The sequence below is a fragment of the Streptomyces profundus genome (assembly GCF_020740535.1).
Classification (GTDB): Bacteria; Actinomycetota; Actinomycetes; order Streptomycetales; family Streptomycetaceae; genus Streptomyces; species Streptomyces profundus.
This window is the reverse complement of the sequence record NZ_CP082362.1, coordinates 4,742,478-4,768,376: the sequence shown is the minus strand read 5'-3', so window position 1 is coordinate 4,768,376 and position 25,899 is coordinate 4,742,478. Positions and strand designations below refer to the sequence as shown.

At 69.6% G+C, this 25,899-nt stretch carries 27 protein-coding genes, 1 pseudogene and 1 CRISPR repeat array; of the genes and pseudogenes, 10 read left to right on the top strand and 18 right to left on the bottom strand.

Features of this window, described 5'->3' with window-relative positions:
• Positions 1 to 28: 28 nt before the first annotated feature.
• From K4G22_RS21030 to K4G22_RS20965, 15 genes and pseudogenes are all read right to left on the bottom strand, one after another.
• Positions 29 to 922 (bottom strand): type II secretion system F family protein, encoded by an 894-nt coding sequence (locus K4G22_RS21030; RefSeq protein ID WP_228081845.1) that lies wholly within the window; start codon positions 920 to 922, stop codon positions 29 to 31.
• On the bottom strand, positions 919 to 1,818 hold the full coding sequence (locus tag K4G22_RS21025) for a type II secretion system F family protein (RefSeq protein ID WP_228081844.1): 900 nt from the start codon (positions 1,816 to 1,818) through the stop codon (positions 919 to 921). Before K4G22_RS21025 ends, K4G22_RS21030 begins: the two co-directional genes overlap by 4 nt.
• The gene (locus tag K4G22_RS21020; protein WP_425336731.1) at positions 1,815 to 3,170 is read right to left on the bottom strand and encodes a TadA family conjugal transfer-associated ATPase; all 1,356 of its coding nucleotides are present in this window, start codon (positions 3,168 to 3,170) and stop codon (positions 1,815 to 1,817) included. Before K4G22_RS21020 ends, K4G22_RS21025 begins: the two co-directional genes overlap by 4 nt.
• Positions 3,167 to 3,892, bottom strand: a complete 726-nt coding sequence (locus K4G22_RS21015) for a hypothetical protein (RefSeq protein ID WP_228081843.1) — start codon at positions 3,890 to 3,892, stop codon at positions 3,167 to 3,169. The genes K4G22_RS21020 and K4G22_RS21015 overlap by 4 nt, the downstream gene beginning before the upstream one ends.
• A 41-nt stretch (positions 3,893 to 3,933) precedes the next feature.
• Complete coding sequence (locus K4G22_RS21010) at positions 3,934 to 4,479, bottom strand: SAF domain-containing protein (protein ID WP_228081842.1); 546 nt, start codon at positions 4,477 to 4,479, stop codon at positions 3,934 to 3,936.
• Positions 4,480 to 4,656: 177 nt separating this feature from the next.
• A complete protein-coding gene (locus tag K4G22_RS21005) occupies positions 4,657 to 4,797 on the bottom strand; it encodes a hypothetical protein (RefSeq protein ID WP_228081841.1) in 141 nt (46 codons plus the stop codon).
• A 725-nt stretch (positions 4,798 to 5,522) separates the two neighbouring features.
• Positions 5,523 to 6,005, bottom strand: a complete 483-nt coding sequence (locus K4G22_RS21000) for a hypothetical protein (RefSeq protein ID WP_228081840.1) — start codon at positions 6,003 to 6,005, stop codon at positions 5,523 to 5,525.
• 230 nt (positions 6,006 to 6,235) lie between these two features.
• Positions 6,236 to 6,943, bottom strand: a complete 708-nt coding sequence (locus tag K4G22_RS20995) for a Scr1 family TA system antitoxin-like transcriptional regulator (protein WP_228081839.1) — start codon at positions 6,941 to 6,943, stop codon at positions 6,236 to 6,238.
• A gap of 27 nt (positions 6,944 to 6,970) precedes the next feature.
• Positions 6,971 to 7,108 (bottom strand): annotated as a pseudogene (locus tag K4G22_RS32090) (transcriptional regulator); the annotation flags it as partial.
• 114 nt (positions 7,109 to 7,222) lie between these two features.
• Positions 7,223 to 7,684, bottom strand: a complete 462-nt coding sequence (locus tag K4G22_RS20990; RefSeq protein ID WP_228081838.1) for an NUDIX hydrolase — start codon at positions 7,682 to 7,684, stop codon at positions 7,223 to 7,225.
• A 30-nt stretch (positions 7,685 to 7,714) separates the two neighbouring features.
• Positions 7,715 to 8,131, bottom strand: coding sequence for a DUF7848 domain-containing protein (locus tag K4G22_RS20985; protein WP_228081837.1), 417 nt, complete (start codon positions 8,129 to 8,131; stop codon positions 7,715 to 7,717).
• Positions 8,124 to 8,576 carry a hypothetical protein gene (locus tag K4G22_RS20980; protein WP_228081836.1) on the bottom strand — a complete coding sequence of 151 codons (453 nt, stop codon included), beginning with the start codon at positions 8,574 to 8,576 and terminating at the stop codon, positions 8,124 to 8,126. Before K4G22_RS20980 ends, K4G22_RS20985 begins: the two co-directional genes overlap by 8 nt.
• A complete protein-coding gene (locus K4G22_RS20975; RefSeq protein ID WP_228081835.1) occupies positions 8,573 to 9,073 on the bottom strand; it encodes an ATP-binding protein in 501 nt (166 codons plus the stop codon). The genes K4G22_RS20980 and K4G22_RS20975 overlap by 4 nt, the downstream gene beginning before the upstream one ends.
• Complete coding sequence (locus K4G22_RS20970) at positions 9,070 to 9,309, bottom strand: DUF7848 domain-containing protein (RefSeq protein ID WP_228081834.1); 240 nt, start codon at positions 9,307 to 9,309, stop codon at positions 9,070 to 9,072. Before K4G22_RS20970 ends, K4G22_RS20975 begins: the two co-directional genes overlap by 4 nt.
• The gene (locus K4G22_RS20965; protein ID WP_228081833.1) at positions 9,309 to 9,482 is read right to left on the bottom strand and encodes a hypothetical protein; all 174 of its coding nucleotides are present in this window, start codon (positions 9,480 to 9,482) and stop codon (positions 9,309 to 9,311) included. The genes K4G22_RS20970 and K4G22_RS20965 overlap by 1 nt, the downstream gene beginning before the upstream one ends.
• A gap of 594 nt (positions 9,483 to 10,076) precedes the next feature.
• Between K4G22_RS20965 and K4G22_RS20960 the strand changes: the two genes are divergently transcribed.
• The 8 genes from K4G22_RS20960 (at position 10,077) to K4G22_RS20925 (ending at position 17,551) form a co-directional block, all read left to right on the top strand.
• The gene (locus K4G22_RS20960; protein ID WP_228081832.1) at positions 10,077 to 10,976 is read left to right on the top strand and encodes a helix-turn-helix domain-containing protein; all 900 of its coding nucleotides are present in this window, start codon (positions 10,077 to 10,079) and stop codon (positions 10,974 to 10,976) included.
• Positions 10,977 to 10,978: 2 nt separating this feature from the next.
• Positions 10,979 to 11,176, top strand: a complete 198-nt coding sequence (locus K4G22_RS20955; protein WP_425336730.1) for a DUF397 domain-containing protein — start codon at positions 10,979 to 10,981, stop codon at positions 11,174 to 11,176.
• A 244-nt stretch (positions 11,177 to 11,420) separates the two neighbouring features.
• Positions 11,421 to 12,758 carry an NsdA family TPR-like regulatory protein gene (locus tag K4G22_RS20950; RefSeq protein ID WP_228081831.1) on the top strand — a complete coding sequence of 446 codons (1,338 nt, stop codon included), beginning with the start codon at positions 11,421 to 11,423 and terminating at the stop codon, positions 12,756 to 12,758.
• Positions 12,755 to 13,642 carry an aminoglycoside phosphotransferase family protein gene (locus tag K4G22_RS20945; RefSeq protein ID WP_228081830.1) on the top strand — a complete coding sequence of 296 codons (888 nt, stop codon included), beginning with the start codon at positions 12,755 to 12,757 and terminating at the stop codon, positions 13,640 to 13,642. Before K4G22_RS20950 ends, K4G22_RS20945 begins: the two co-directional genes overlap by 4 nt.
• 337 nt (positions 13,643 to 13,979) lie before the next feature.
• Positions 13,980 to 14,407: direct repeats of the CRISPR family, unit length 30 nt; unit sequence GGTCCTCATCAACCCCGGAGGGTTCGCAAC.
• Between the two features lie 689 nt (positions 14,408 to 15,096).
• Entirely contained in the window at positions 15,097 to 15,594 is a 498-nt protein-coding gene (locus tag K4G22_RS20940; RefSeq protein ID WP_228081829.1) for a hypothetical protein, read from the top strand.
• Between the two features lie 11 nt (positions 15,595 to 15,605).
• The gene (locus K4G22_RS20935) at positions 15,606 to 16,175 is read left to right on the top strand and encodes a GNAT family N-acetyltransferase (protein WP_228081828.1); all 570 of its coding nucleotides are present in this window, start codon (positions 15,606 to 15,608) and stop codon (positions 16,173 to 16,175) included.
• A 181-nt stretch (positions 16,176 to 16,356) separates the two neighbouring features.
• The gene (locus K4G22_RS20930) at positions 16,357 to 17,250 is read left to right on the top strand and encodes a phosphotransferase enzyme family protein (RefSeq protein WP_228081827.1); all 894 of its coding nucleotides are present in this window, start codon (positions 16,357 to 16,359) and stop codon (positions 17,248 to 17,250) included.
• Between the two features lie 100 nt (positions 17,251 to 17,350).
• Positions 17,351 to 17,551: a DUF397 domain-containing protein gene (locus K4G22_RS20925; protein WP_228081826.1), complete on the top strand. Its 201-nt coding sequence runs from the start codon at positions 17,351 to 17,353 to the stop codon at positions 17,549 to 17,551.
• A gap of 126 nt (positions 17,552 to 17,677) precedes the next feature.
• Here K4G22_RS20925 and K4G22_RS20920 read toward each other — a convergent pair whose 3' ends face one another.
• Positions 17,678 to 19,108 carry a UDP-N-acetylmuramoyl-tripeptide--D-alanyl-D-alanine ligase gene (locus K4G22_RS20920; RefSeq protein WP_228081825.1) on the bottom strand — a complete coding sequence of 477 codons (1,431 nt, stop codon included), beginning with the start codon at positions 19,106 to 19,108 and terminating at the stop codon, positions 17,678 to 17,680.
• Positions 19,109 to 19,254: 146 nt separating this feature from the next.
• A complete protein-coding gene (locus tag K4G22_RS20915; protein ID WP_228081824.1) occupies positions 19,255 to 20,595 on the bottom strand; it encodes an NsdA family TPR-like regulatory protein in 1,341 nt (446 codons plus the stop codon).
• Positions 20,596 to 20,624: 29 nt separating this feature from the next.
• On the opposite strand from K4G22_RS20915, the gene K4G22_RS20910 reads away from it, so the two are divergent.
• Positions 20,625 to 22,436 carry a UDP-N-acetylmuramate--L-alanine ligase gene (locus tag K4G22_RS20910; RefSeq protein ID WP_322785117.1) on the top strand — a complete coding sequence of 604 codons (1,812 nt, stop codon included), beginning with the start codon at positions 20,625 to 20,627 and terminating at the stop codon, positions 22,434 to 22,436.
• Here K4G22_RS20910 and K4G22_RS20905 read toward each other — a convergent pair.
• The gene (locus tag K4G22_RS20905) at positions 22,433 to 23,842 is read right to left on the bottom strand and encodes a UDP-N-acetylmuramoyl-tripeptide--D-alanyl-D-alanine ligase (RefSeq protein ID WP_228081823.1); all 1,410 of its coding nucleotides are present in this window, start codon (positions 23,840 to 23,842) and stop codon (positions 22,433 to 22,435) included. The two genes, K4G22_RS20910 and K4G22_RS20905, sit on opposite strands and share 4 nt — an antisense overlap.
• Before the next feature lie 132 nt (positions 23,843 to 23,974).
• Here K4G22_RS20905 and K4G22_RS20900 point away from each other — a divergent pair, with 132 nt between their 5' ends.
• On the top strand, positions 23,975 to 24,919 hold the full coding sequence (locus K4G22_RS20900) for a D-alanine--D-alanine ligase family protein (RefSeq protein WP_228081822.1): 945 nt from the start codon (positions 23,975 to 23,977) through the stop codon (positions 24,917 to 24,919).
• Positions 24,920 to 25,899: the final 980 nt, after the last annotated feature.

Genomic DNA, 25,899 nt, shown 5'->3' with positions numbered 1-25,899 from the left:
GATGGAACGAACGTGGAGGGCTTGGGTCCTACAGACCGGACAGAACGTGGGAGAGGGCCGGGGTCCCGATGAAGGTGAGGAACCCGAGGAACTGGAGCAGGACGGGGAACGCCATGCGTTCGGTGGCCGCCTGGGCCGCGCCCTCCGCCTGGGTGAGCTGACGTCGACGCATCGCCTGGGCCTTCGCCTGGAGAGAAGCGCGGACCTTCGCGCCCTCCGTGCCGGCGAGCATCACCGTGCCGGCCAGCTCCTCCAGTTCGCTGACGCCGGTGCGCCGGCCGAGGTCCCCGAGATGCTGCCAGGGATTGGTGCGGGTGACCTGGGCGGCGGCCAGTGCCCGCCGCATCTGGCCTGCGGCCCAGCCCTGGCAGGCGTTGGTGGCATCGTGGAGCGCCTGGTGAATGCCCGCGCCGCCAGCCAGGGAGATGACCGTCAGGTCCAGCACCACGGAGAGCGTGTGCCGCAGTTCCTCCCGGCGTCGGCGCGCGAGCCCGCGTACCTCACCGTCGGGGAGGAAGAAGAACGCGACGGCCAGCAACAGGCTGGCGGATGTCGGCATCCACCAACCCGTCCAGCCGACACCCACGGTCAAGAGGGCGCAGGCCAGCCAGGGGAGAAGGAGCCCGATCCCGGCCGCAGCGGCCTTGGTGGCGAGGAACGTCTCGACGCCGCGCTCGGCCACCACCAGGTCGCGTCGGAGCACCGAGGACGGCAGGCCGGTCGTTCGCAGCAGCGGTACCAGCCCGCGACCACACCGTTCCAACGGCCGGCCAGATCGAGGCTCTTCGTGTTCGTCGGTCGGGGCGGCGGGCCGGCTCAGGCGTGCCAGCGCGGTCGACAGATGCGGGCGGGGCGGGCGAAGGCCGTAGGCGAGGACGGCGAGACCGGCGCCGAAGAACGCGCCCAACAGGATCGGGATCATCGGCTCACCGCCGAGCGCGGCGCCGGCATCACCGGAACGCCATCGGTATCGCGGGACAGCAGACGTGGCGGCTCTGCGACGCGCGCGATGGAGTGCAACCACGCGAACGAGGCCGCGAACAACCCTCCTGCCAGGGCCAACGCCAACTGGCCGAGCGGTGTACCGAAGGGCTCCAGATAGGGCTGGTTGAAGACCATCAGCCCCGCCGCCAGGGTCAACGTCGTGCCGCAGCAGACGCGGATGGAGGTGCGGGTGCTGGTGCGCCCAGCCCCGACGCGTTGCCGCATGGCGACCTGGTCGCGCACGGCCTCGGCCAGGGAACCGAGCAGCGGGCCCAGTTGCGCGGCCTGCCGGTGCGAGGCGACCCGCAGCACGGTCACCACGGTGTCCGCCGCCGGGTCGTCCATCTCGACCGCGAACCGTTCCAGTGCCTCGGGCAGCGGCTGTCCCGCGCGAATGCGCTCGGCCAAGGCCGCCACTTCGTTCCGCACCGGGCCCGGCGCGAGAGGAGCGGTGGCCAACAGGGCCTGCCCCAGCCCGGCGGCGGCCGAGAGCGTGTCCCGGAGCATCTCCGTCCAGGTGGCGATGGCCTCCATCCGCTCGATCCGCCGAGCACCCCGCCGATCCGGCCCCAGCAACTGCGGCAGAGCGACCACACCGACGACAACCAGCACCCCCGCCACCGGCCACCGCGTCACCGCCACCACCAGGAGACCGGCGGCCAACGCGACGAAGAGACGCGGCTTCAACAAGGCTCGCCACCGGCCCCAGACCGACCGCCGCGCACTGGGCCGGGCAGCCGTACGCCGAAGACCGGCCACGGCCAGCATCAGGCCGGCCCCCGCCGCCGCGCCCAACCCGACGGCCAGCGGTACGAGAACGTCGTGCACCGTCACGACAACCCCCATCCACTGCTGAGGGCATCCAACGGCAAACCTGCGTCGTTCAACTCGCGCATGGTCTCCGGCCGCAGGGGCGCGGACAGGACGGCGCGACCATCGGGCCCCGGCGCGAAGACCTCGTTAGAGACGACCTGGGTGCCGTCCGCGTCCAACACCTCCCGAATGGACGTGACGGCCCGCCGCCGAGCCGCGTCCCACCCCAGGTGCACGACGAAGTGCACCGCCGAGGCGACCAGCAGATTCGTCGCCTCCGCCGACAACCGCTCGGGGGACTGCGCCGCGTAGGCGGCCAACTTGGTGAAGACCCCGCGCGAGGTCGAGGAGTGGATGGTCGACAGCGACCCGTCGTTGCCCTGACTCATGGCGTTGCACATCGGCACCACCTCCGACCCGCGGATCTCGCCGACGATCACGCGGTCGGGGGACATCCGCAGGGCCCAGCGCACGAGTTCCGCCTGGTCGATCGCCCCCTGTCCCTCGATATTGGCCGCCCGTGCCTGCATCGCCACCACATCCGGATGCGCGCGGCTGTCGGCGTCCAGCCGCAGTTCGAAGGTGTCCTCGATGGTCACCAGCCGCTCCTCGGGCGGGATCTGTGAGGCCAGCGCCCGCAGGAACGTCGTCTTGCCGACGTTGGTGCCGCCCGCGACGACGATGTTCTTCCGCGCCCGCACCATCGCCGCCAGAACATCCGCCACCGTCTGATCGCACATGCCCAGCCGGACCAGGTCCGCCAGGGTGACCCGGGTGAAGCGGTGTTTACGGATCGACAGGGAAACCCGCCGCGTCACCGCCATCGCCGCGAAGAGCCGTGACCCGTCCGCCAGTTGCACATTGACGCTGGGAACGCCCCGGTCGAAGCGGCGTTCGTCCTCGCCGGCCCGCGCCGCCAACAGGCGCACCAGCTCGACCAGCTCCTCGTCCGACCGCGCCACCGCCGGCCCACGACGCTTCGTCCCGTCGGCCAAACGCAGCCAGACCCGGTCGGCGCCGTTGACGGTGATGTTCTCCACCTCGGGATCGGCCAGCAGACGCTCCAACATGCCCGCGCCCAACACCGCGTCCAGGACGCTCTCGGCGGCGGCCGTTTCGGCCTGAGGGCTCGGCGAGGGGCGCCCGGCGGCCAGCTCGGCGCGGGCATGACGCTGCAACTCGTCGGCGACCAGCCGAGCTGCCGTCGCCCGATGCTCCTCACCACTCTCCTGCGGCAGGCCAGCCGACTCCCTCGCGTGCGCGTACTGCGCCAACCGTTGCAGAACGCTCTCCGTGATCGCCTCCGCCAGGGTCGAAGGAGGCGCCAACTGCCCCGGCAGCAGCAACTCCGAAGGCCCGCCCGTGCCCCTCACCGCCCGCTCCCCACCAGATCCTCGCGCCGGATACCGGACTCGGCCAACAGCTCGGCCAGCCGCGCCGCCGCCGAGGCGAGCGCCGAGGGCCGCCACCCGGACCCGCGCAGCCGACGCGGCACGGCCGCGCCCGACAACACCGCCGCCGAACGCGGCGCCCACGGCAACACGACCACCCGCTCCACCCCCACAGCCGCCCCGACCTCAGCAACCCGATAGGGGCACGGCCCCACCACGGCCAGCACGACCCGACGCTGATCCCAAGCCGGCTGGGCCTCCCGAAAGGCGAGCACATGAGCCAACGAGTCAACGCCCGCCCGGCACACCAGGACCACCGCATCCGCCAGCGCCACCAGCCCCGACGTCAACGACTCGACGCGCCCCACATCGACCACCACCGAACCGCGATCCTCCGGGCCACCACGCAGCGTCCGCCCCCGATCTTCCTCCAACAGGCGCACAGCCTCCCGGCACTGGCCGGCACCCGCAGGAGCCAGCACCGCCCGCACCCCGATCGGGAGATTCGAAGCCGCCCCCAACAACGAACCGGGCTGCGCCCTCCGGGCCGCAGCCGCAACGTCCAACAGCCCGGGACTGTGCGGGACTCCATGCCGAGCGGCCAGGTCACCACCGGCCTGATCGGCCTCGACCACCGCCGGACGCACCCCACCGTCGAGATCCACCGGCCACGCCCCGGCCAGCGCCACAGCCGTCGTCGTCACCCCCGGCGAACCCTTCACGGAGGCGCATGCGATCAGACGCCTCACCGTTCGTCCCCATCCCCCGAGCCGTCCTGCGAGGAGAGCACCGCCACCCGGGGATGGCTCAGCACGGCCGCACGCTCAGCCGCCGCCGACTCCACCAACAACGTCAACCGCATCCCAGTCAAGGACCCCACCTCCGCCACCTCGCTCACCGTGCCCACCACACCCCCCGGCACCGCACCGTCCTCTCCCGCCTGCCGCCCGGGAAACACCGCAACCCGCTGCCCCCGCTCCACCCTCGGCGCATCACCGGCCGCCACCGCGAACGCCACCTCGGAGAACCCCTCCGGCGGATACGCGGCCTCGCCCGCCACCTGCCCCGGCGCCAGCAACGAACCCCTCGTCAACGGCACGGCAGCCAACTGCCCCACCACCGTCCGCAACTCACTCGCGGCCACGACCCCACCATCCGCCGCCACTCGCACCTCACGCAGATCCCCGGGCGCGATCACATGACCGGCCGGCAGATCACCCGTCACCGCCAACACCGCCCGCCGATCCCCGGCCTCCCCCACCAACGCCGCGAACCCCACCGCCGACGCCACACACACCGAGGCCCCACCCCACACCCAACCGGGCCGCCGACGCACCACCCCGGGCACCGCCACACCCCGGGCAGACACCGCCGGCCGCGCCGACGTGGCCGCAGAAGACAAGGAGGAACTCAACACACCACTCCACAGAGGAAAAAGAACAAGAAACGGGTCGCCGAACGCCCGGACTCACCGGCTGGGCTGATCCACCACCAGAGCCTGTATCTCGTCCACCGTCACCGGGACCTCCCGCTTGGTGCGCAGTCCGGGAACCCTCCCGGACTCACCCGCGCCCTCCCAGACGACATCCCACTCCAACTCCGCAGACACCGTAAAGACGCCACCGGGCTCCGCCAGCGACGAACGCGTATAGGTGTATCCACAATCCGGCGACTCATCCCCCGGCGAGAAGTCCGCCGAAAACGGCGTCCCAGGCCCGGAGCACACGACGTCGCCCCCGTCCCCCATCGACCAACGAACCCGCACCGGCCGCGCCACCGCCGTAACCGAAACCCCAGGAACACTGGCCGTCTCCTCAACCGGCCCCCACCCCTCCGACCCGACCCACAACCACGTCGGCACCCGAACCATCTGATAGGCATCCTCAGACGGACTCATGTGAATGACAGGCGAGGGCAACGCCAACTGCTCAACCGCCATCCGTCCGACTTCGGACGCCTCGGGGAGAGGGCCCTCCTGACGCTGGGACCCGGTCCTCGTTGGGGCTTTCACGAAGCAGAGGCCGGAGGTGACACTCGGCCCGGAGAGGTTCGTCGGGCATGGCTGCGGACGTTCCCAGTCGGGTCGACGGCTTTCCTTGCGCTCAAGCTCGGAAGAACGTGGCTTCGCGGCTGCTTCAGCCCCGCCAGGTGAGCGGTCAGCGTCCTGAGCCGCCGAAAACTGCTCCCCCGTGGAAGCGGTCAGGCGGCAACGTCCGCCCTCGCAGGACACGTCGCCATGCGACGGAACGGCGCCACTGGCAAAAGCAGGCGGCGCTGAGTCAAGCAACAGACAGGTGACAGCTGTGGAAAAAAGCAGAGCGTGCCTGCGGCGTCTCAACATGTTCCCGGTTCTTCCAGGTACAGGTCGGTGACCAGCCAGCGGCTCTCGCGCAGCTCGACCGTGGCGTGAGCCGTCCGCCGGTTCCCTGGAAGGTCATCCACAGGATCTCCCTCAGGGGTGTAGAGAAGCCACTCGGTTTCGTCGAGGCAATCCTGCAACACCCGCTTTTCGGCCGAGGATTCGACCACCGACACCTCATGCGAGGGGCGCCCTCTGGCGACATGCCCATTATCCGCGTTCCAGGAGATAATGAATTCGAGAAGCATCAACCCATTGTCCGCAGCGTGGTCATCCAACCTGGGATGATCGACGTCCGAGGTTCGCGAGGCCACGACCGCGTCCTCCCACATCGCTGTATAGGCCACAACGGCCTCATCCTCTTCCAAAGGCGTCACGGAGGGCGAAGGAGGCTCCGGATCGACCTGCTCAGCTTGGCCGGAATCTGTCGAACTCCCGCACGCCACCAAGCCGGCCACGAACGCCATGGAAAGCGCCGCCCGCCAATTCACCTAACCCGACCCCCTGCGGTACCCGAACACCCTGCTGTGTGGCCATGATGCCTGACAAGTCAGGTTCAATCAGGGCCGATTAGCCCACTTCAGCGACGGCGAATTTGGGAAAACCTTTCAGCACAGGTTTATGTCACACCGAAGACGCAACCGGCTCCGCCATCGCACCGGGAGGTCCCGGGCGGCCAGTCGTCTCGTCAGGAGAACCAACTGGCGGTTGCTTCCCGCTCGGCGAGTTGGGCGAGTTGAACGGCGGCTTCCTCGACGGCGGCGAGGCTGCCCTCCGGACAGAGGGCATCGTTCTCGCTGTTCACAAAGCACCATTCGGCGGATATGGCCGTGGGCCCGGCGGTGCTGTAGGAAATCCAGTGGGTGGCGGGTTGGGCGTAGAGGCGGGTGCTGCGGCGGGTGATTTCGGTGAGGGCACCGGGGTATCCGCTGGCGCCAGCGGTCAGGGGGAGGACGCGGAGGGTGAGGCGTCCGTGGTGGGCGGTGTCGCGGAGGGCGCGCAGTTGTTCGGCGAGAACGCCGGGGGGTACGACGGTGCGGCGCAGAACAGACGCATCGAGGATGAGGGTGGTGTCGGTGGTGGTGAGCCCGGTGGTGGGGAGCCAGAGGTGGGTCCCTTCGTGGCCACTGGGGCTGTCCGGGCCGATGACTTCGGCGGCGGGTTGAGAGGGGTGGTGGGTGGTCCAGGGGAGGTGGGCGTAGAGGGCGTCGGATTCGCGGAGGGCCATGGTGTAGCTGTGGGTGCGGAAGGCGGGCGGGATGAGGTAGGAGGTGAAGTGGCGCAGTCGGTCGGCGTCTTGTTCGCAGGCGCGCAGCCGGGCGTGGCAGCCGGGTCGGGTGTCGGCGAAATGATCACGTGCGGCCGGAGGGGCGAGAAGCTCATCAATGGTTCTCAAGCAGCGGGGGCAGCGCAAGCCGTAGCTCTTGAGGAGGGTGCGGACGGCATCGGGTTTGCTTTGAGAGATGCCGAGTTCCATCCGACAGACGCTGACGACGGACGCGCCGATGGTGCGGGCGGCGTCGGCGAGTCTCAGCTTTCGGTCCCGACGAAAGGCCCGCAGGTAGGCGCCGACGACGGCGTGGCCGGGGTAGATGGCTGACTCCTCTGTCTCTGGGTGGTGTTCGGCGCCCGGCCGCCGAGTTGGCGGCGGCCGGGCGGGTGTGGGGGGTCGTGTTCAGTGGAAGGCGGCCTCGGGGCGGTCGCCGTCGACGAGGAGGGGGAGGGCGCGGCGGCGTCCGGCGGCGATGATGGCGTACTGGTAGAGCCCTGGGGGTTCGTGCAGTTCCCGCAGCGGCACCCAGCCGACGCGCGCGTTGGGTTCCATGGCCGGCACTTCGGGTAGTTCCTCGCCGTCCAGGACGTAGGTGACTCCGTCGACGATGCCCCGGTCGTCGGTGGTGAGGGTGAAGGCGAGGACTTCGGTGAGGGCGCGGTCGTAGCCGGTGGTCTCCCGCAGGGTCTTGCGCGCGGTGAGGATGGGGCAGCGTCCGGGGAGCACGGTGCCGTGCGGCAGGACCCAGCCCTCATCCCCGGGGGTTTTCTCGCCGCGCACCATCAGCGCGTGGTTGCCGCCGGTCGTGGCCAGGATATGGAAGGTGATCGGCAGTGGGCTCGGTCCCTCAAGGGGCATGGACATCGGTAACTCTCCTGCTCGTGGGGTGGGTTGTCAGGTGGTGAGGGCGGGCAGCAGCCCGGCGGCGGCGGTCAGCAGGCACATCACGCCGACGAACGCCGGCCCGGCCGTCCGCTCCAGGAACGCCCCAACGGGGCTCGCCCGCCCATCCCCGCCGCCCTCGCGCTCCTCGGGCCGGGGCTCGACCCGCCAGTGCCGCTCGGTCCTGGCCAGGTAGCGGGTGTGCGTCGGCTCCTGCTGCGAATGCTGGAGACACCACACCGCGACGGGCAACGCGTCATCGTCGAAGAGCGGCGACAGCTGCCCGCAGTGAAAGCACTCCGCCCCATAGATCGCCTCCGGCGCCCCCACCCCCCGCTCCTCACACAACACCCGGTCCGCGCCCCGGACGATCGAGACCGGCTCAACCGCCTCGCTCCCGCCCCGCAACGACCGGTTCGGCTCACTCATCGCGTTGATCTCCCTTGCTCGGGTAGGTGGTTGTCGGGTCCCCGGGCCGGGTGACAAGCCGGGACAGCCGGGCCCCGAACGAGGTGCGGGGCCGTGGGTCCCGGCATCGGTAACGCAGTGGCTCAGGCGGGCCGCCCGCGCCCAGCGGCCGGTACAGCGGGACCAGCCGCCCCGTTCCGTCGACGGGCGCGTCCCGCGACGCCTCGGCCGTATCCCAGACCATCGCGTGCAGCCGCTCCAGACACGGCCAGCACGCGTACATCGCCGCGCTCGCGCCCACCGTGGTCACACAGCCGAGCCAGAGCACCGCCGTGATCCGGTGCTCGCAGAAGAACCAGCACGGACCCCGGACCCACGCCCCGTTCCCGTCCCCCGGCGCCGGCGTCAGGAACTCCCAGTCCTCGGTGGGACTCGCCATCATGGGGTTGCTTCCCGGGTGGCTCATCGACCAGCCTTCTCGGGGAAGGCATCCCAGCACGCGAACCACACGATCTTGCCCAGGGCCGGGCCGGTGTCCGACGTGTACTGCTTGGGCATGAACCCGAAGGCATCCGCCATCTCACGCAGCAGCCACAGACCCCGTCCGTCTTCAGCGAGGTCGTCGGGGGTGTGGACCACGGGCAGGTGTTTCGACTCGTCAAAGACCTGGACCACGACATCGGGCCCAACCCGCAGAACACGCAGCCAGCACCGGCGGGTCGTCGAATGCCGCACCACATTGGCAAGCAACTCCGAGACGCCGAGGGACACGACACATTCCGTTTCCCCGGCCGCGCCCCACCGGGCAAGCACCACTTTCACCTCGCGCCGCCAGCGAGCGATGACTTCGGGGGTACCAGTGAACGCATCGCTGTAAAACGCCTCCGGCACGCCCGGCCCGCGTTCCTCGCGCAGGACCCAGTCCGCGCTCTTGACGATCGACTGCGGCAGGGGATCGTTCACTGCCACTCACCCGCCTCGAACCGGTAGGTCCGGGTGATGTGTTCGCGGTAGACGAGATGGTCCGGGCGCTGTTTCAGGTGCTCGGTCGCCCACTCCGTCCCGTCCTCGGCGTCCTCACCCTTCGGCCCGAAGAACTCGCAGGCCACGCACTGCATGACGAACCGTGTCGGTTCCGCGTCCGCCGCCTGGTCGGGCTTGAGGATGTACTCGCGAAAGCGGTAGCTGCGCCGGGGCATCAGGGACTCCCGCCATGCATCAGCCGGTTCCGCGCGTTCCTGGCGTTCAACGCACGTACCCGCTCACGCAGGTGCGGCAGCGGACTCGTCTCCTCGCCGTCATCCGGCGCCGGACTCTCGTCACCCTCGTCGCCCTCGGAGGAGGGGGTGCTCTCTTCCAGCGGTTCAGTCATATCTGCGATCACCAACCCGTTCGCATCAGGTGCTGGCTCCATGTCCCACCCCCGGTGAGCGGCGAGACGTTCAAACTGAGAGACCCGCCTCCTTCGGCCCGGCATCCGATCTCGGACCGAAGGAAGAGGCCCGTGCCGCCACCCGACGGCGGTCGGGTGGCGGCGGGTTCCGCCCAGCCGGAGAGGTCGCCTCCGGCACTGGGCACGGCAGGAGAGAGCCTTCTCACGGCTGGACGGAAGCTGACCGACAGCGCAGCGCTCGTGCGCCACCCGCCGGCCGAAGAGGGGGACCGACCGGTCCGGTATCCGCCCTGAGCGGCTACGTGTTGAGTCGAGGCATGGGCATACTCCTGCCGGTAAATGAGCGGAGATCAGCACCGCAACTGAGGGTGTTTGTGCGACCTCGTTGTGTTGCGGCCAATCGGAGTATGGCAGGGGATCCTCCCTTGGTGTAACTCTCACCAAGGAAGTGTCCGCATGGTCGTTCCGCAGGAAACCTCGTCCTCGCCCGCACGTTGTTCCACCGTGTAACTTCCTTGTGGGTAGGACAGGTCGGCGGGACCAGCGGGGACAGAAGCTCAAGGGAGAACCGCGATGACGGACAGACCGTTCGAGTCCGCAGAGGAATCGGGACCCACAGCACGCCGCCGCCAACTCGGCATCCGCCTCCTCGCGCTGCGCGAAGCGGCAGGTCTCACCGCCGAGGCTGCCGGTGAACAGGCCGGCGTCTCAAAAGCCACGGTCAGCCGTTATGAGCGGGCCAAGGGAAATGTGCGGTGGAATCAGGTCGACCAGCTATGTCGCGTGTACGGGGTCTCGGACACCGAGCGGGCGGAGCTGGTCGAGCTGGCGAAGAACTCGCGTGTCACCGAGGGCTGGTGGGTCCCTTATGCCAGTCGCCTGCCCAGCCCCATGCGGCTGCTGTTGGCGATGGAGAACGAGGCCACTCGCATCAGCCAGTACACGACCGGCGTTGTTCCCGGCCTTCTCCAGACTGTCGAATACGCCCGTGCGATCAAGGAAACACCAGGCAGCGCGGTGCCTCCTGATGACGTACCGGAATACCTCTCCTTGAGGATGCAACGGCAACGGGTACTGGATGGCCCGGCCGCACCGACGTTCCACGTCGTACTGGACGAGGCCGTGCTCCGGCGGTCCGTCGGAGGGGCGGAGGTCATGGCCGCGCAGCTAGAGCATCTGTTGAAGCGGGCCGAGGAGCGGCACATCAGCATCCAGGTGCTGCCTTTCTCAGCCGGCGCGCACAGCGCGGCCCTCAGCAGCTTCATCGTCTACGGCGGTGCCGATCCCACGTTGGACATCATCTTCATCGAGACAGCGGTCGGTTCGCTGTTCCTGGAGGAACCGGGGGCGCGGGAGCACTACGGCAGCGCCATCGACTTCCTGCGCCGAGAAGCGTTGGATTCCGTCTCCTCGGCTGAGTTGATCGCCGAGGTCCGTAACACCCATCTGAGCGAAAAGCAGCGAGGGAAATAATCGTGGCCGAGCAGCCCCAGTGGTTCAAGAGTTCCTACAGCGGCACACCCAACAATGAATGTGTGGAGTGCGCCTCGGCGCCGGACGGCGTCCTGGTGCGGGACTCCAAGAACATCCAGGGACCGTGCTTCCGATCGTCGTTCCGGGCGTGGACTTCGTTCACCAGGGCGCTGAACGATGGCGGGCTCAGCCAGCGCTGATGGGCCGGCAGGTCGTTGAACCGTTCGGCTCGGCACTTCCCTGAAGTACCCGAGCCGACCGTTCGAGTCGGCCGGCACCACGGCTGACACTCGCGCGGAATCGCCCCACGCCTCGTGTTGTGACGGTTACCGGAAGGGTAGGAGCCCTTCCGTCCGGCAGCATTCTCGTCTTGAACGGAATGACGATGCGGACCATTCGATGCTCGCGGCGTTGTCCGCATCGGTGTACCAAGGGAGTTGCCTCATGCCGCAGAAGCCGAAGCCGCTCGACGACACCGCCTCCACCCGTGCCTGGTTCGGCGTCGAGTTGCGCAACTGGCGCAACACTCGGGGGCTGTCCACGGTCACGCTGGGGCGAAAGGTGCACCTCAGTGGCACTTCCGTTGAGCGTATCGAGAAGGCCGAGCGCTCCTGTAACGCCGAGCTTGCGGCTCTGTTCGATGACGTGCTGGAGGCGGGTGGCGCGCTCCGAAGGCTCTGGCGGAGAGTGGAGGCGAATGCGGACAAGCGGGGTGCCGATGCGGACAACCGCCGCTCGGAGCCAACGCCGCCACGGAAACTGTCGTCCGTCGAACGCCGCGCGTTTCTCGCCACCGGCGGTCTGGCCGCCGTCAGCCCGGGCGTCTTCGCCGAGATGATCCAACGGCTCGGGAGGACCGAGCTGCCCAAGGTCGTACGCCCCGAGGACATCGACCAGGTACGCGCCGCCGCGCGCGATCACGCCAGCTGGGACCACCGCCACGGTGGCGGCGGCATCCTGCGCACCGCCGCGTTCGGCCAACTCGCCTGGGCCAAGGGGCTGCTCGACATCTCCTGTCCACCCCGGCTGCGCTCTGAGCTGTTCACCGAGGTAGGACACCTGGCCATGGTGGTGGGCGCGAGCGCCTTCGACGCCCATGAACACGACGATGCCGCTTCCCTGTTGGACTACGCCCGCCAGTGCGCGGAACAGGCGGACAACTGGCATCTGCGCGCCCGGGCACTCAGCCTGCGCTCCCGGCAGATGATCTGGCGTGGCTCCCCCGACCAGGGCCTCACCTACGCCGAGATGGGGCTCATTCGCGCCGATCGCCTCACCCACCGCGAACGCGCCATGCTCCACAACGCCCGAGCCCGCGCCCTGGGCAAGCTGGGCGACCGGCAGCAGACCCTGACCGCGATCGGCCGCTCGGACGACATCTTCGGCCACGCCCGCGAGGACGAGGACGCGCCGTGGATGGCGTACTACGACTACGCCCAACACCACGGGGACACCGGGCACGCCGCCTTCGACATCGCCCTGCTCCCTGACCAGTCACCCACCCTGGCCAGTGCACGGCTGGAAAGCGCCATCGAGCACCACACCGATGCCTACGTCCGCTCCCGGGCACTGTCGGGCACCAAGCTCGCCACCCTGACCATGACCACCGGCGACCCGAGCGAGGCGACGGCCATCGCCCACCGTTCGCTGGACGAGATCGGCCTTCTGAGGTCCCAACGTGCCGCCACCGACGTGCGGGACTTGGCCAATGCGGCTATCAAGCACGCCCGGCGACCGGAAGTCGCCGAACTCCACGCACGCATCAGGACAGTGCTGGCATGAACGAAGGCATACGAGCCCGGCAGTCGCTCGCCATCCTGCGCGAGATATGCGCCGTCGCCGGCTTCGACGCCACCGGAGCCGAGCCCATCCGTCTCGGCGAGAACGACCTATGGCGACTCCCCGAACACATCGTCGTACGCATCAGCCGCGCCGAACAAAGCGCGGCGGCGGAACGCGAGGTCGCCGTCACCCGTTGGCTCGCCGACCACGCCGTACCCGCCGTCCGCCCCCTGGCCATCGAACAACCGCTGCACGCCCAGGGCAGGCCGGCGACCTTCTGGGAAGAACTCCCCCGACACCACCCCGGCACCGAGACCGACCTCGCCCCGCTCCTCCGCCAACTGCACGACCTCCCCCAACCCGACTTCCCCATCGGCCAGCTCAACCCGCTGATCCGCGTCAAGGACCGGATCGTCACGGCCACCACCATCACGGAACAAGACCGCACATGGCTGCTGTCGCATTTTGAAGCCCTCCGTCACGACTGGGAGACGCTCCCGACCGGCCTGCCCCACAGCGTTGTTCACGGCGACGCGTGGGGCGGCAACTGCGCCATCACCGTGGACGGGGCTGTGCTGATGGACTTCGAACGAACCTCGCTCGGCCCCCCGGAATGGGATCTGACCTCCACCGCGATACGAAGCGACACCTTCGGCACCCTCTCCCACGAGGACTACCAGCAATTCTGCGACGCCTACGGCCACGACGTCACCACCTGGCCCGGCTACCCCACCCTCCGAACCCTCCGCGAACTCCGCGCGCTCACCTTCGCCCTCCAGACAGCCACCGACAACCCCGCCGCCATACCCGAAGCCCACCACCGCCTCTCCTGCGTCCAGGGCAGGGCCGGGCCCCGCCCTTGGGTGTGGACATCGGTCGCCTGAGAGCAGGCGCGCGTCGCCTCGTGTTGGGAGGCCCTCTGCATGGTGGGCGGGAATTCAAGGTCCTTAGTGGCCCCCCGCCACGACACCAGCCAGCAAGCACTCTCGGCTACCCTCACGTCCAAGCTCTCATAATTAACCTGCCAGCATTTCAGGTGTGCCTCCTGTGCCGAAGCCAGGCCGGCTCCATCAGCCCAAGACTCCACGGGCCGCTCCCGCGCCTCCTGCGCAACGCCCCTTCCATCTTTCTGACCTGCGACGTTGCACTACCACCAGAGTGCTGCACTTTCACCCACCCACGGCACCCTGATCTGACCTTCAACCAGCGGCTTTACACTCGGGTCCTCATCAACCCCGGAGGGTTCGCAACGCCGACGCCTGGATCGCCATCAGCCGCTGCTCCAGGTCCTCATCAACCCCGGAGGGCTCGCAACAGGGAGACCTGCCCGGCTACCGCACGCTGTTCCCCACGTCCTCATCAACCCCGGAGGGTTCGCAACGCCGACGCGACGTAGTCGGCCGCAGACCGCGCCGCCGATCCTCATCAACCCCGGAGGGTTCGCAACATGACGATCGGGGTGGGCGGTGGGCTCCACGGGGGCGGAGGTCCTCATCAACCCCCGAGGGTTCGCAACGGTGCGGTGCGGCTGGGGTGGCTGCCGTGCATGGCCCGGTCCTCATCAACCCCGGAGGGTTCGCAACGCCGTGCGGTCAGGGCAGTGGGTCGGGGCCGGGTGGGGTCCTCATCAACCCCGGAGGGTTCGCAACTCGGGATGCCCGCCGGGTGCTGGAGCACATGTTTGCCCTCCGGATCGAAGACCTCCTGGGGCCAGTGCCCGATGGGTTAGCAGGTGCCCGATCCGGCACGAGTGTGCCCTCGGAAGTCGCGATGTCAGACACCCGTCTCCCTCACGGGGAGACGCTGCTCGACATGAGAGGGATGGCAGCCATGGCCGCGAATCGCGCGCTGCGCTGGGCAATCACCGCCGAGAGTGCTCAACTCGGTGAGGAGACAATGGGCTCCCTCACGGACGAGGTACACCGCCTGGCCGAGTCCTACCCCCTCGTCCCCCTGAACACGATCCTCAGCGATCTCGTCGAGGCGCAGGACTTGGCGTTCCGCTTGTTGGAGAGCGGAAAAGCGAAGCCGACGCAGGCCCGTGACCTATACCTGGTGGCCGCGATGACGGCTGGCATGCCGGCCAAGAGCAGTCACCACCTCGGGGACCCGGCCGCCACGATGCGACAGGCCCGCGCCGCCTGCATCTGCGCCGAGCAAGCCGATCACAACCCGATGGGTGGTTGGGTCCGCGGCCTCCAGTCCCTCATCTCCTATTGGGCCGGACGCCCCGGGGGAGGCACTTCACTTCGCGCGACGCGGCACGGCCGACGACCCGGCTCCCGGTGGCACGGTTGGCGTCCGGCTCGCCAGTCTGGAAGCCTGAGCGCATGCCCTGGTGGGTGACGCCGGTGGAGTGGAAGCGGCGGTCCATCGGGCGGACGGCATCCGCGACGACGTGGCCCCGGACGATCTCGACACGATCGGCGGCCTCCTGACGTTCGGCCACGCGCGCCAGCTCTACTACGGGGCGGAGGCAAAGGTTCTGCTGCCTGGAGCCGACGACGCCGGGCAGGCCGCACAGGGCGCCGTCGCCGCATACGAGGCCACCCCCGACAGCGAGCGGGCGTTCTCAGATGAGGCAGGCGCCCGTACGGTCCTCGCCCTTGCCCGGATAGGCGCCGGTGCACTGGACGGCGTCGAAGAGGCCATCAGTCCCGTGCTGGACCTGCCCGTGGAGCAACGGCCCGCCGGAGTGGCCATCAGCGCCCGCCGCGTCCACCAGGCGCTCTCCTCCGGACCGCATCGCTCCGCCGCGCCTGCACGACAGCTCCGTTCCCAGCTGGAGCAGTTCACCGCGACATCCCACACCAGCCCTCCCCAGCTGATGCCGTAGCGTCCACCGGCATGTACCCGATCAACCTGTCCACCGACCGCCTGTCCCTGCGCGAGATCACCACGGACGACGTGGACGCTATCCATGCGATCTACGGGAGCGCGGAGGCGACCCGCCATCTGTCCTTCGCACCGCGCAGCCGAGCCCAGGTCGGAGGGATCGTCGCCCGGTCGATGGTGACCGCCGTCGCGGAGCCGCGAACGGAGTACGCCCTCGCGGCGTCCACGGCGAGTGCCGGACTGATCGGATACGCCCGGCTCGCCCTCGACGGACAACGAGCGGCCCAGATTGGCTTCGCCCTCCACCCCTCGGTATGGGGACGCGGCCTGGGCACGGACCTGGTCGCCGCGCTTCTCCAGCTGGGCTTCAACAACCTCGGCCTGCACCGCGTCTGGGCCGCCCGCGCCCCGAAGAACACCGCATCCTCCGCTCTCCTCCGCCGAGTCGGCATGGTCGAAGAGGGCACGATCCGCGACCACGTCCACGTGGGCGGCGCATGGCGCGACTCCGTGACCCATTCCATCCTGGAACACGAATGGGCCCCAGGCACCCGGGACTACAGGCACCACGGCTCCAAATGAGTACACACGAAGCCCCAAAGCAGCTCAAAGAATCGTTCGGCAAGGGATTCGGGCAGCACCTCGCATTCGCCGAACGAAGGCAACCTGATACTTCCTGTCGCACCTTCTGCTTCATGGCAGAACGAGACACCGGCAAAGGCATGAACGGCGCTGCCCGGCGGATCCGGACTACCGTCCTGCCATGACCGAGCAACGCGTCGCCGCCTCCTTCGCCGTCCTCCAGCGGGTCGCGGCTGCTGCCAGCCTCTCCACAGCGGGCGCGGAGCCCATCCGCCTTGGCGAGAACGACCTGTGGCGGCTGACGAACAAGGTCGTCGTCCGGATCGCCCGCCCCGGCCAGCAGGCCGCCGCCGCCCGGGAGATCGCCGTCACCCGCTGGCTCGCCGAGCACAACGTCCCCGCCGTCCGCCCGCTCCCCATCGACCAACCCATCCGGGTGGACGACCGCAGCGCCACCCTCTGGAAGGAGCTTCCACCTCACCGACCGGGCACCGGAGCGGAGTTGGCCTCGCTCCTCAGGACCCTCCACGGGTTGCCACAGCCGACGTACGGCCTCGGACTCGCACGGCTGGACCCGTTCGTCCGCCTGGCCGAGCGGATCAGCGCCGCCAGCGCGCTCGCCGACCACGACCGGCAGTGGCTCCTGAACCACCTCGTCACCCTGCGGCAGCAGTGGGACACGCTCCCCGCCGGCCTGGCCGAAGGCGTACTCCACGGCGATGCCTGGCGCGGCAACGTCGCGACCACCGAGACCGGCACAGCCCACTTGCTCGACTTCGAGCGCACCTCGCTCGGCCCGCCCGAGTGGGACCTCACGGCAACCGCCGTCGACCACGAGACTCTGGGGGCGCTGTCCACTACGGAGTACGAGCAGTTCTGCACTGTCTACGGCCACGACGTCATGACCTGGCCCGGCTACCCGACGCTCCGGGGCATACGCGAACTCCGCAAGGTTACCTTCGCGTTTCAGATCGCCAGCGAGAATCCCGCTGCGGCTGAACAAGCCCATCACCGCCTTGCCTGCATCCAAGGACAACATGGCCCACGCCCCTGGCGCTGGCACCCCGCAGCCTGATTCCGGCAGCGGCCAGCAAGCAGGCGGGGCGCACCACCGGCCGCCACGAACTCATCAACGACATCAGGAAGACGCTGTGACCACAGAGAGAATCGAACCGTTGAGCAGCACATCAGGTGTCCGGTGGATCAAGTCATCCCGAAGCGGCAGTACCAACGACTGTGTTGAGGTCGCCGCGCTGGCGAAGGAGACGCACGGCGTCCGCGACTCCAAGCGCACGGACGGCCCGATCCTGACCTTCGGATCGGCGTCCTGGCAGGCGTTCCTCACGGACGTCGGCGACAACGACGCGGCCCGCTAAAGCGCGAACCGACCACACACCAAGACGACACAGCCCTGGCATCGAGACCGACCTACCCCTACTCCTCTGCCTGATGTACGACTCCCCAGCCCGGCTTCCCATCGGGCAAGGCCGGGAGTCGCCCGTTCATCCTCTGCGGTCGGGAGCTGAGATTTCTAGGTCTTGCAGGTGTGAGTGGAGGGTTTGGCCGAATGTCTCCAGGCCGACTCTTCTTGACGCCTTCACCAGGACGACGTCTCCAGGCTGCAACAACGATTTTAGGAGCGGTAGCAGGGCATCGGGGGTATCGGTTGCCTCGGTGCGCAGATTCGGGTGGGCGGTCACGGCGTGGGTGGCGAGGGTGGTGACTTCGTTGGTGGTGCCGACGGTGACGAGGATGTCGATGGCCAGTTCGCCGAGGAGGCGTCCGATGTCCGCGTGGGTTGAGAGGGCCTGGTCGCCGAGTTCCCGCATCTCTCCCAGGACCGCGATGGTTCGCCGGTTGGTGCCGATGGAGGCGAGGGTGTGGAGTGCGGCCCGCATGGACGCGGGGCTGGCGTTGAACGCGTCGTTGATGATCGTCAGGCCGGCGCGCTTTTGCTCCAAGGGTTCCAGGCGCCCTTGTGCCTTGGGTTCTGCCTCGGACAGGGCTTGGGCGATCTGGTCGGTGGCCATGCCCAGGATGTGAGCGCCGGCGGCGGCTGCCAGCGCGTTGTGGACCTGATGGGCGCCCAAGCCGCGTAAGCGTACCGGGGCTGTGCCGTGTGGCGTGTGGAGGGTGAATGCGGCGCGGCCGGCGTTCAGTTCGATGCTCGTTGCGCGGATCTCCGCTTCGCGTTCGGGGTGTGCGCTGAACCGGACGACGCGGGCTGGGGTGCGGGTTTCCATGGCCGCGACGCGAGGGTCGTCGGCGTTGAGGACGGCGACCCCGCCTTCGGCGGCAGGAGGCAGGGCTTCGACCAACTCGCCCTTCGCCGCCGCGATCTGATCACGGCCACCGAACATCGCAAGGTGGGCATCACCGACGTTGAGCACGAGGCCGATCCGTGGGGTGGCCAGCGATGCCAGGTGAGCGATGTCGCCCTGGTAGCGGGCGCCCATTTCCAACACCAGGTAGCGGGTGTTCTCCTGGGCGCGCAGGACGGTCAGGGGCAGGCCGAACTTGCTGTTGAACGACTGGGGGGAGGCGACGGTGACACCGTGGTGGGCGAGGACCTGGGCGAGGAGGTCTTTGGTGCTGGTCTTGCCGGCGGAGCCGGTCACGGCGATGACCTGTGCCTCGGTGCGGGTCAGGACGTGTTGCGCGAGGCGTCCCAGGGCCGTGGCCACATCGTCCACGACGATGGCTGGGACGCCGACCGGGCGCTCGGCCAGCACGCAGACGGCTCCGGCCGTGACCGCCTGGGCGACGAAGTCGTGGCCGTCGACGCGGGCGCCGGGCAGTGCGACGAACATGCCGCCTGGGCCGATCTGGCGTGAGTCGCTTGAGGTGGTCCCGGTCACCCTCAGTTGGGGGTCGGGGGTGTCGTGCAGGGTGCCGCCGGTCGCGGCTGCGATCTCGGCGAGGGTCAGGATCACGAAGCGCTCCCTACTTGGAGGGGTCGGCGGTGTGCGGCGTGCCGTACGTGGCCCGACGCGTTGGCGGGGGGCGTCCGATCGAGGCGCGGCTGCCTGCCCCGGGGCGGGTGGCGTCGCCGGGGCGAGGAGGAAAGGAGAGGGCGGGGTCAGGCGGTCAGGGTGCTGTGGGCACGTTCGTGGAAGTCTCGGGCCTCGGGTGCGGAGGAGTTCCGCAGGCGGTTGGCGAGGTCGAGAAGCGGTGCGGTGGTGCGGCGTGAGGTGATGGTTTCGGTGAGGTCGAGGGCCTGGGACGCGGTGGAGCAGGCCGCTTCGACGTGGCCGGCGTCGTACTCGGCGTCGGCCTGTCGGCTCAGGTAGAGCGCCCGGTCTCGGACGTAGGCGGGGTCGTAGAGGTTTGCGGTCTGGGCGAACTGCTGGGCGGCGAGGTCGGGCTGGCCCATGTCGCGGTGGCTGCTGGCACGTGCGGCGGGGATGTCGGGTGCTCCGAACCAGTAGGCCCAGTCGGGGTCTTGGTGGTCGCCGGCGTCGGCGAGCAGGTGCTCGGCGCGGTCGAGGTCGGCCCAGCATCCCTGATCCCGCAGGTGTGCGCGGGCGCGGGCTCGGCGTGTGGTGAGCATCGCCTCGACGCGTGGGGTGGTGCGGCCCCTGAGTGAGGAGAGCGCCACCGTGGTCATCGTCTCGGCGTCCTGTGGTCGATCGGTGTTGTAGGCGGCCACCGCCCAGAACCCAAGAATGTTGGCGCCCAGTGCGTCGTCGCCGGCGATCCGGGCGGCCCGCAGTGCGCTCTCGAAGAGGGCGTCGGGGCATACGTTGTGCACGTCGAAAACGGCGGCGGCCCGCTGGCGGGCCAGGTCGGCGACCGCCGCGTACAGGCGAGCACCGTGGGCGTCGCTGTAGTCGCGGTTGCGTAGCAGGTCGGTGGCCAGTCGCAGGCTGGCGGCGCTCTCGTCCAACAGCCGGCCACCGCCACCGAGGTCATCGGCGTGCCAGAGGTCACGTACCCGCGTCTCGACGTGGGCGACGGCGGCTTCGCCGATGCGTCGGGCGCTGGTGATCTGTCCGGCGGCGGCCGGGTCGGCGGTGAGCCATTTCCACAGGCTGGCGGTCAGGGTCGTGCCGGTGAGGATGCCGAACGTTCTGCGTTCCATGAAGTTCTCCTCCCAGGACTCGGTGAGGGCGGCGAGGGTGCCGTTGGGAGTCCATGGGTGGTCGGGGGGCTGCTGGAGTGGGTCGGACTCCAGCCAGTGAGGCCAGGTGGGCGGGTCCACAGCCTCGCGATCGAAGCCCAGCCACTCGCCGATGAGGTACTGGGTGAGGTCCTCCGGCCGACGCGGCTGGCCCTTGCCACGCCCTTGCCACCGATACGCGTCGCCTTTCTGCGGGTTGACGTGCTCACCACGCTGCTCGGCCAGCGTCCGTAACTCCCTGGCGAACTGGGCGCTGGACGTGTTCCGGGTCCGAAGCGCCCGGGTCAGCGGATGCATCATCTGCTCCCCGTGGTGAGGACAAAAATGCGGTGCGCGATCAATCGACGGTAGCGGCCTTGTCCCCGTCACGGAATAGGCACGGAGGGTGCGCTGAAGGTGCTCGCAAGCGCACCTCTACCGCACCTCGGATCGGCCTTCCCCCAGGTGGGGGCGTGCGTCATGGTGATGGCGGGCTCACCGCGCAACCCGCTCGACGCGGCGGTGCGGGCAAGGGCCACTGCCGCCGCCAGTCCAGCGGCAGTTCGCTGGCCGGTTCAACGCCGAAGCCGCCTCCGCCGGAACCGCGCGGGGGTCGGACCGTGACCCGCCGGGTCCCGGTCGCTGCTTTCCTCCTCCTCTGCGGTCGGCAGGGGAGGTCCACGTCAGGCACCACCTCACTCAGAGGAGACACCATCGTGTGTGAAACCAGGCATGTGGAGATCCCCCCGCCGCCAGCCGGTCCGTTGGACCTGAGCCGGCCCCACTTTGTGGGTATCTGCGGGGCGGGCATGTCCGCGCTGGCCCTTCTGCTCGCCCACCGTGGTGCGCGGGTGTCGGGTTCGGACATCCGTCCGGGTCAGCGGGCCGCCGCGCTGGAAGCGTCCGGCTGCCGGATCGCGACCGGGCACCACGCGTCCAACAGCGCGGGAGCGTCGCTGGTCATCTGGTCCAGCGCCGTCGACGCCGACAATCCGGAGATCCTCGCGGCGCGGGCAGCAGGCGTGCCGGTGGTCCACCGTTCCCAGCTGCTCGCCCAGCTCGTGTCGCACGCCGACCGGTCGGTGGTCGTGTCCGGGACCCACGGGAAGTCGACGGCCACGCTGATGCTGACCGCCGCCCTGGGCCACCGCAACCCGTCCTGGGTGGCCGGGGCCGCCTCGGTCGCCGACGGTCTCAACGCGCGTGCGGGCTCGGGGCTGTTGGTCGCCGAGGGGGACGAGAGCGACCGCAGCGTGGCGGGGTATCGGCCCGATGTGGCGGTGGTGTTGAACGCCGACGACGACCACCCCGAGACCTATGCCGGCACCGGCGATGTGGTCGCCACGCTGACCGGCTTCGCCACCGGCGCCGGGGCGTTGGTGGTGTGCGCCGACGATGCCGGCGCACGTGAGGTCGCCGACCGTGTCCGACGGCGCAACGGCGGTGGCAGGGGTACCCGGGTGGTCACCTACGGCGAGAGCACGGGCGCCGACGTGCGGCTGTTGTCGGTGGTGCCCGCAGCGGCGGGTAGCACGGTGACCGTGCTCGACCCCGGCGGGGCGCGGGCGTCGTGGACGGTACGCACCCCCGGCCGTCCGGCGGTTCTCGCGTCCGTCGCCGCGTACGCGGCGGGCCGGACCCTGGGCGAGGCGCCCGAAGCGTTGGCGGTCGGCATGTCCGGCTTCGCGGGGGTGCACCGAAGGATGCAGACCCTCCCCGGAACGCGGGATGGGGTGAGGGTGGTGGATTCCTTCGCCCACCACCCCACCGCGATCCGCGCGGACCTCACCACCGCGCGGGAACTGGCCGCCGGCGGCCGGGTGATCGTCGCGTTCGAGCCGTGCGGAGCACCCCGCGTACGGGTCCTGGGCACGCGGATGGGCGCGGCGCTGGCGGCGGCGGACGAGGTGGTGCTCCTGCCGGTGCGGGACGCGTTCGCCCCGGCGGCCGGGCCGGTGGGCGTGGATGGGATCGCGCGGGCCGCCGTCGCGGCCGGGGCCCGCGTGCACCAGGCCGCAGGGCTGGCGGAGGCCGCCACCGTGGTCACCGCCGCCGCCGCCTGGCCCGGGGATGTGGTGGTGACGATGGGCGTGGGCGAGGTCGCCGGTCTCGCGACGCTGATCGCGCCGGCCCTGGACCGGCCGGTGGCCGCCGTCGTCTAGCGGGTGTCGCTCACGGGGTCGGGCTGGGCCAGGCACACCGCCACATGCTCCAGCCCGACGCTGTGGGAGCTTTTGACCAGGACGACGTCACCGGGGCGGAGCAGTTCACGGGCCACGGTCAGGGCGTGGTCCCGGTCACGGCATTCGACGACCTCCAGGTCCGGCCGTGCCTGCTTCGCGGCGTCGGCCATCGCCCGCGCGTCGTCCCCGCCGACCGTCACCAGCACACCGAGCCCGGCGTCGGCGGCCAGACGGCCGACCCGAGCGTGTTCCTCGCCGGCGTCCGGACCGAGTTCCCGCATCTCCCCCAGGACCGCGAGGGCCCGGCGCTCGCCTCTCATGGCCGTCAGCGCGTCCAGGGCGGCCCGCATCGACTCGGGGTTCGCGTTGAACGCGTCGTTGACGATCACGATGTTGTCCGGTCGGTGGGTGACCTCCATCCGCCCGGCGGCCACCAGCCGCGCCCCCGACAGTGCGGCGGCCGTCAACCCCACATCGGCGCCCAACGCCACGGCGACCGCCGCTGCGGCCAAGGCGTTCGACACCTGGTGGGCACCGTGCAAGGACAGTTCAACGCGCGCCCGCTCGCCCCCCACCACCAGGCTGAATGAGGGGCGGCCGGCCGAGTCGAGGGCGACATCGTCAGCCCGCACATCGGCAGCCCGCCGGGCGCCGAACGTCACCACCCGGGCGCGGGTGCGCGAGGCCATGGCGGCGACCAGCTCGTCGTCCGCGTTCAACACCGCGATGCCGCCCTCGACGGCCGAGGGCAGAGCCTCGACCAACTCACCTTTCGCGGCAGCGATCTTGTCCCGACCGCCGAACTCACCGACATGCGCGGTACCGACGTTGAGCACCAGGCCCACCGTGGGCGGCGCGATGCCCGTCAGATGCGCGATATGGCCGATGCCGCGCGCCCCCATCTCCAGCACCAGGAAGCGCACATCACGATGCAGCTGAGTGATCGTCAACGGCATCCCCAGCTCCCCGTTGAACGACGCCACGGTGGCGACCGTCGGCCCCAACTCGGGCAACACCTGGGCGATCAGGTCCTTGGTGCTGGTCTTGCCGGCCGAGCCCGTCAGCCCGATCACCCTCGCCTCTGGCACAGCGGCCAACACCGTACGGGCCAGCGCCGCGAGCGCGTCCAACACATCGTCCACCACCACGGCCGGAACACCGACCGGCCGGGCGGCCAACACCGCCACCGCCCCGGACGCAATGGCTGTCTCCGCGTAAGCGTGCCCGTCGGCGTGCTCGCCGGGCAACGCGGCGAACAAGCCACCAGGCGTCACCGCGCGCGAATCGCAGACCGTCGGCCCGGTCACCAGCACGGCCGGGGCGGGCACATCGCACAGACGGCCGCCCACGGCGGCGGCGACGGCTTCGAGCGAGAGGGGGATCAAGGCGACTCCCAGTCAGGAGGAGAGAACGTGCCCGGCGCGGCACGCGCCAGCCGGGTCGGGGCTCCGACCGTAACCCCTGAGCGCCCGTCACCCCCCGGCCACATGCCGAACCACAGACAGGAGCACCACCCGATGGCCACGCACGTCCCCGGGCCCGGCCGGATCGCCGTCATCTCCGGCGGCACATCCAGCGAGCGGGAACGATCCCTGCTCTCCGGCCGCACCGCCCACCAGTCCCTGAGCCGGCAGGGCTACCACACGACCCTTCTCGACGCGGCAAACGAGGACTTCACCCACCAACTCCTCGCCACGCAACCCGATGTAGCGCTGCTGGCCATCGCCGGCCAACGGGCCGAGGACGGCAAACTCCAAGGACTCCTGGAACTGCTGCACATCCCCTACACCGGATCGGGCGTCACCGCCTCCGCCATCGGCATGCACAAGCCCCTCGCCAAGACCCTCATAGCCGCAGCCGGAATCCCCACCCTCCCCACCATCGACCTGACGTCGGCGATCGCCGACGTCCTGCCGTGGCCAGTGATGCTCAAACCCCGATCCGAGGGCGGCTCCATCGGCATCACCCTCTGCCGCAACGCCCACCAACTCGACGCCGCCCTCCACACGATCAACCCCGCTGACGGCTGGTTCGCAGAACCCTTCGCCACAGGCACTCCCGTGACCTGCGGAATCCTGGAGATCAACGGGAAGCCGACAGCACTACCCCCGTTGGAGACCCTGCCCACCGGCCCCGGCGTCGAGTTCTACGACTACACCACCAAACGCACACCCGGCTCCTACCAATACCGATGCCCCGCCACACTCACACCCGCCACCACGGAAACGATCACCACCGCCGCCCTCACCGCACACCACGCCATCGGATGCACCGGCTACTCCCGAAGCGACTTCGTCGTCCCACCCCAAGGACCACCCCTCTGGCTGGAGATCAACACCCTCCCCGGCCTCTCCCACAACGGAAACCTCGCAACCATGGCCGCTGCGACGGGCATCGACTACGACCACCTCATCCGCCTGATCCTCACCACCGCCCCAACCTCCGGAAAGTACCGGCCATAATCGTCCCCTCCCGGGACACGAGGGCTCGCGGCCCGGATCAGATATAGCAGGGCGGGCTGGTAGGCAGTCACCGCTTCATCGGGTCCGCACACCCCCGTCTGGGACACTGATCCGCCGATGGCCGGCGAGAACGGTGGCTGCGGTGATCCAATGAGGAGAGCGGGGCTTACGACGTCGGCAGTTCATGGCGACGCCTGCGCGTTAGGTGTCTTCGCGCTGGCCAACCTCGACGACATCACCCGCCGCACAGCGCCCGTTGGTGGCACCTCGGTCTACGTAGGCCGGGGCGAGATCGCCGCAGTACGGCAGATGTCCCCGGTACTCAGACACGCCCGCCCTGGACTGCGACCGCCACACAGCCACCACCGCACTCGCGGACGTCGTGGTTCAGCCCGAAAGGCAATGCCACCGCGCCCAGAGCGGAATTGACAGCGCCGCTTGACGGAAGATGCAGAAGCCGCAGGCGCTCTTTCAATCGAGCCACCAGTTGGGCCACAGTGCAGTCCTGGACAGCAGCAGGCAGGGCGAAAGCCTGACACCCCGTTCAATGGGGCCACCCGCCAGGGCTTTGGTGCTGGCTCGAGGGCCGCTGGCTCTCCCGAACGACGAGCACCTTCAATGGGGCCGCCCCTCGGGGCGGGGGTGCTGGATTACTTCGACGCCGAGGGCGGGGTCAAGATCCACCCCCTTCAATGGGGCCGCCCGTCGGGGCGGTGGTGCTGGGGCTCCTACGCGGCCGTGCGGGAGTTGGCAGAGGACCTTCAATGGGGCCGCCCCTCGGGGCGGGGGTGCTGGGTCGCATTCGCCGTCCAGATGTCCTCCGTCACCCAATCCCTTCAATGGGGCCGCCCGTCGGTGCGGTGGTGCTGGCATCGGCGAGATCGCCGACCGGCTCGGCGTCAGCAACCTTCAATGGGGCCGCCCGTCGGCGCGGTGGTGCTGGGGGCGGTCCCGTGACCCGCGCGCCAGCAGAGCAGGCC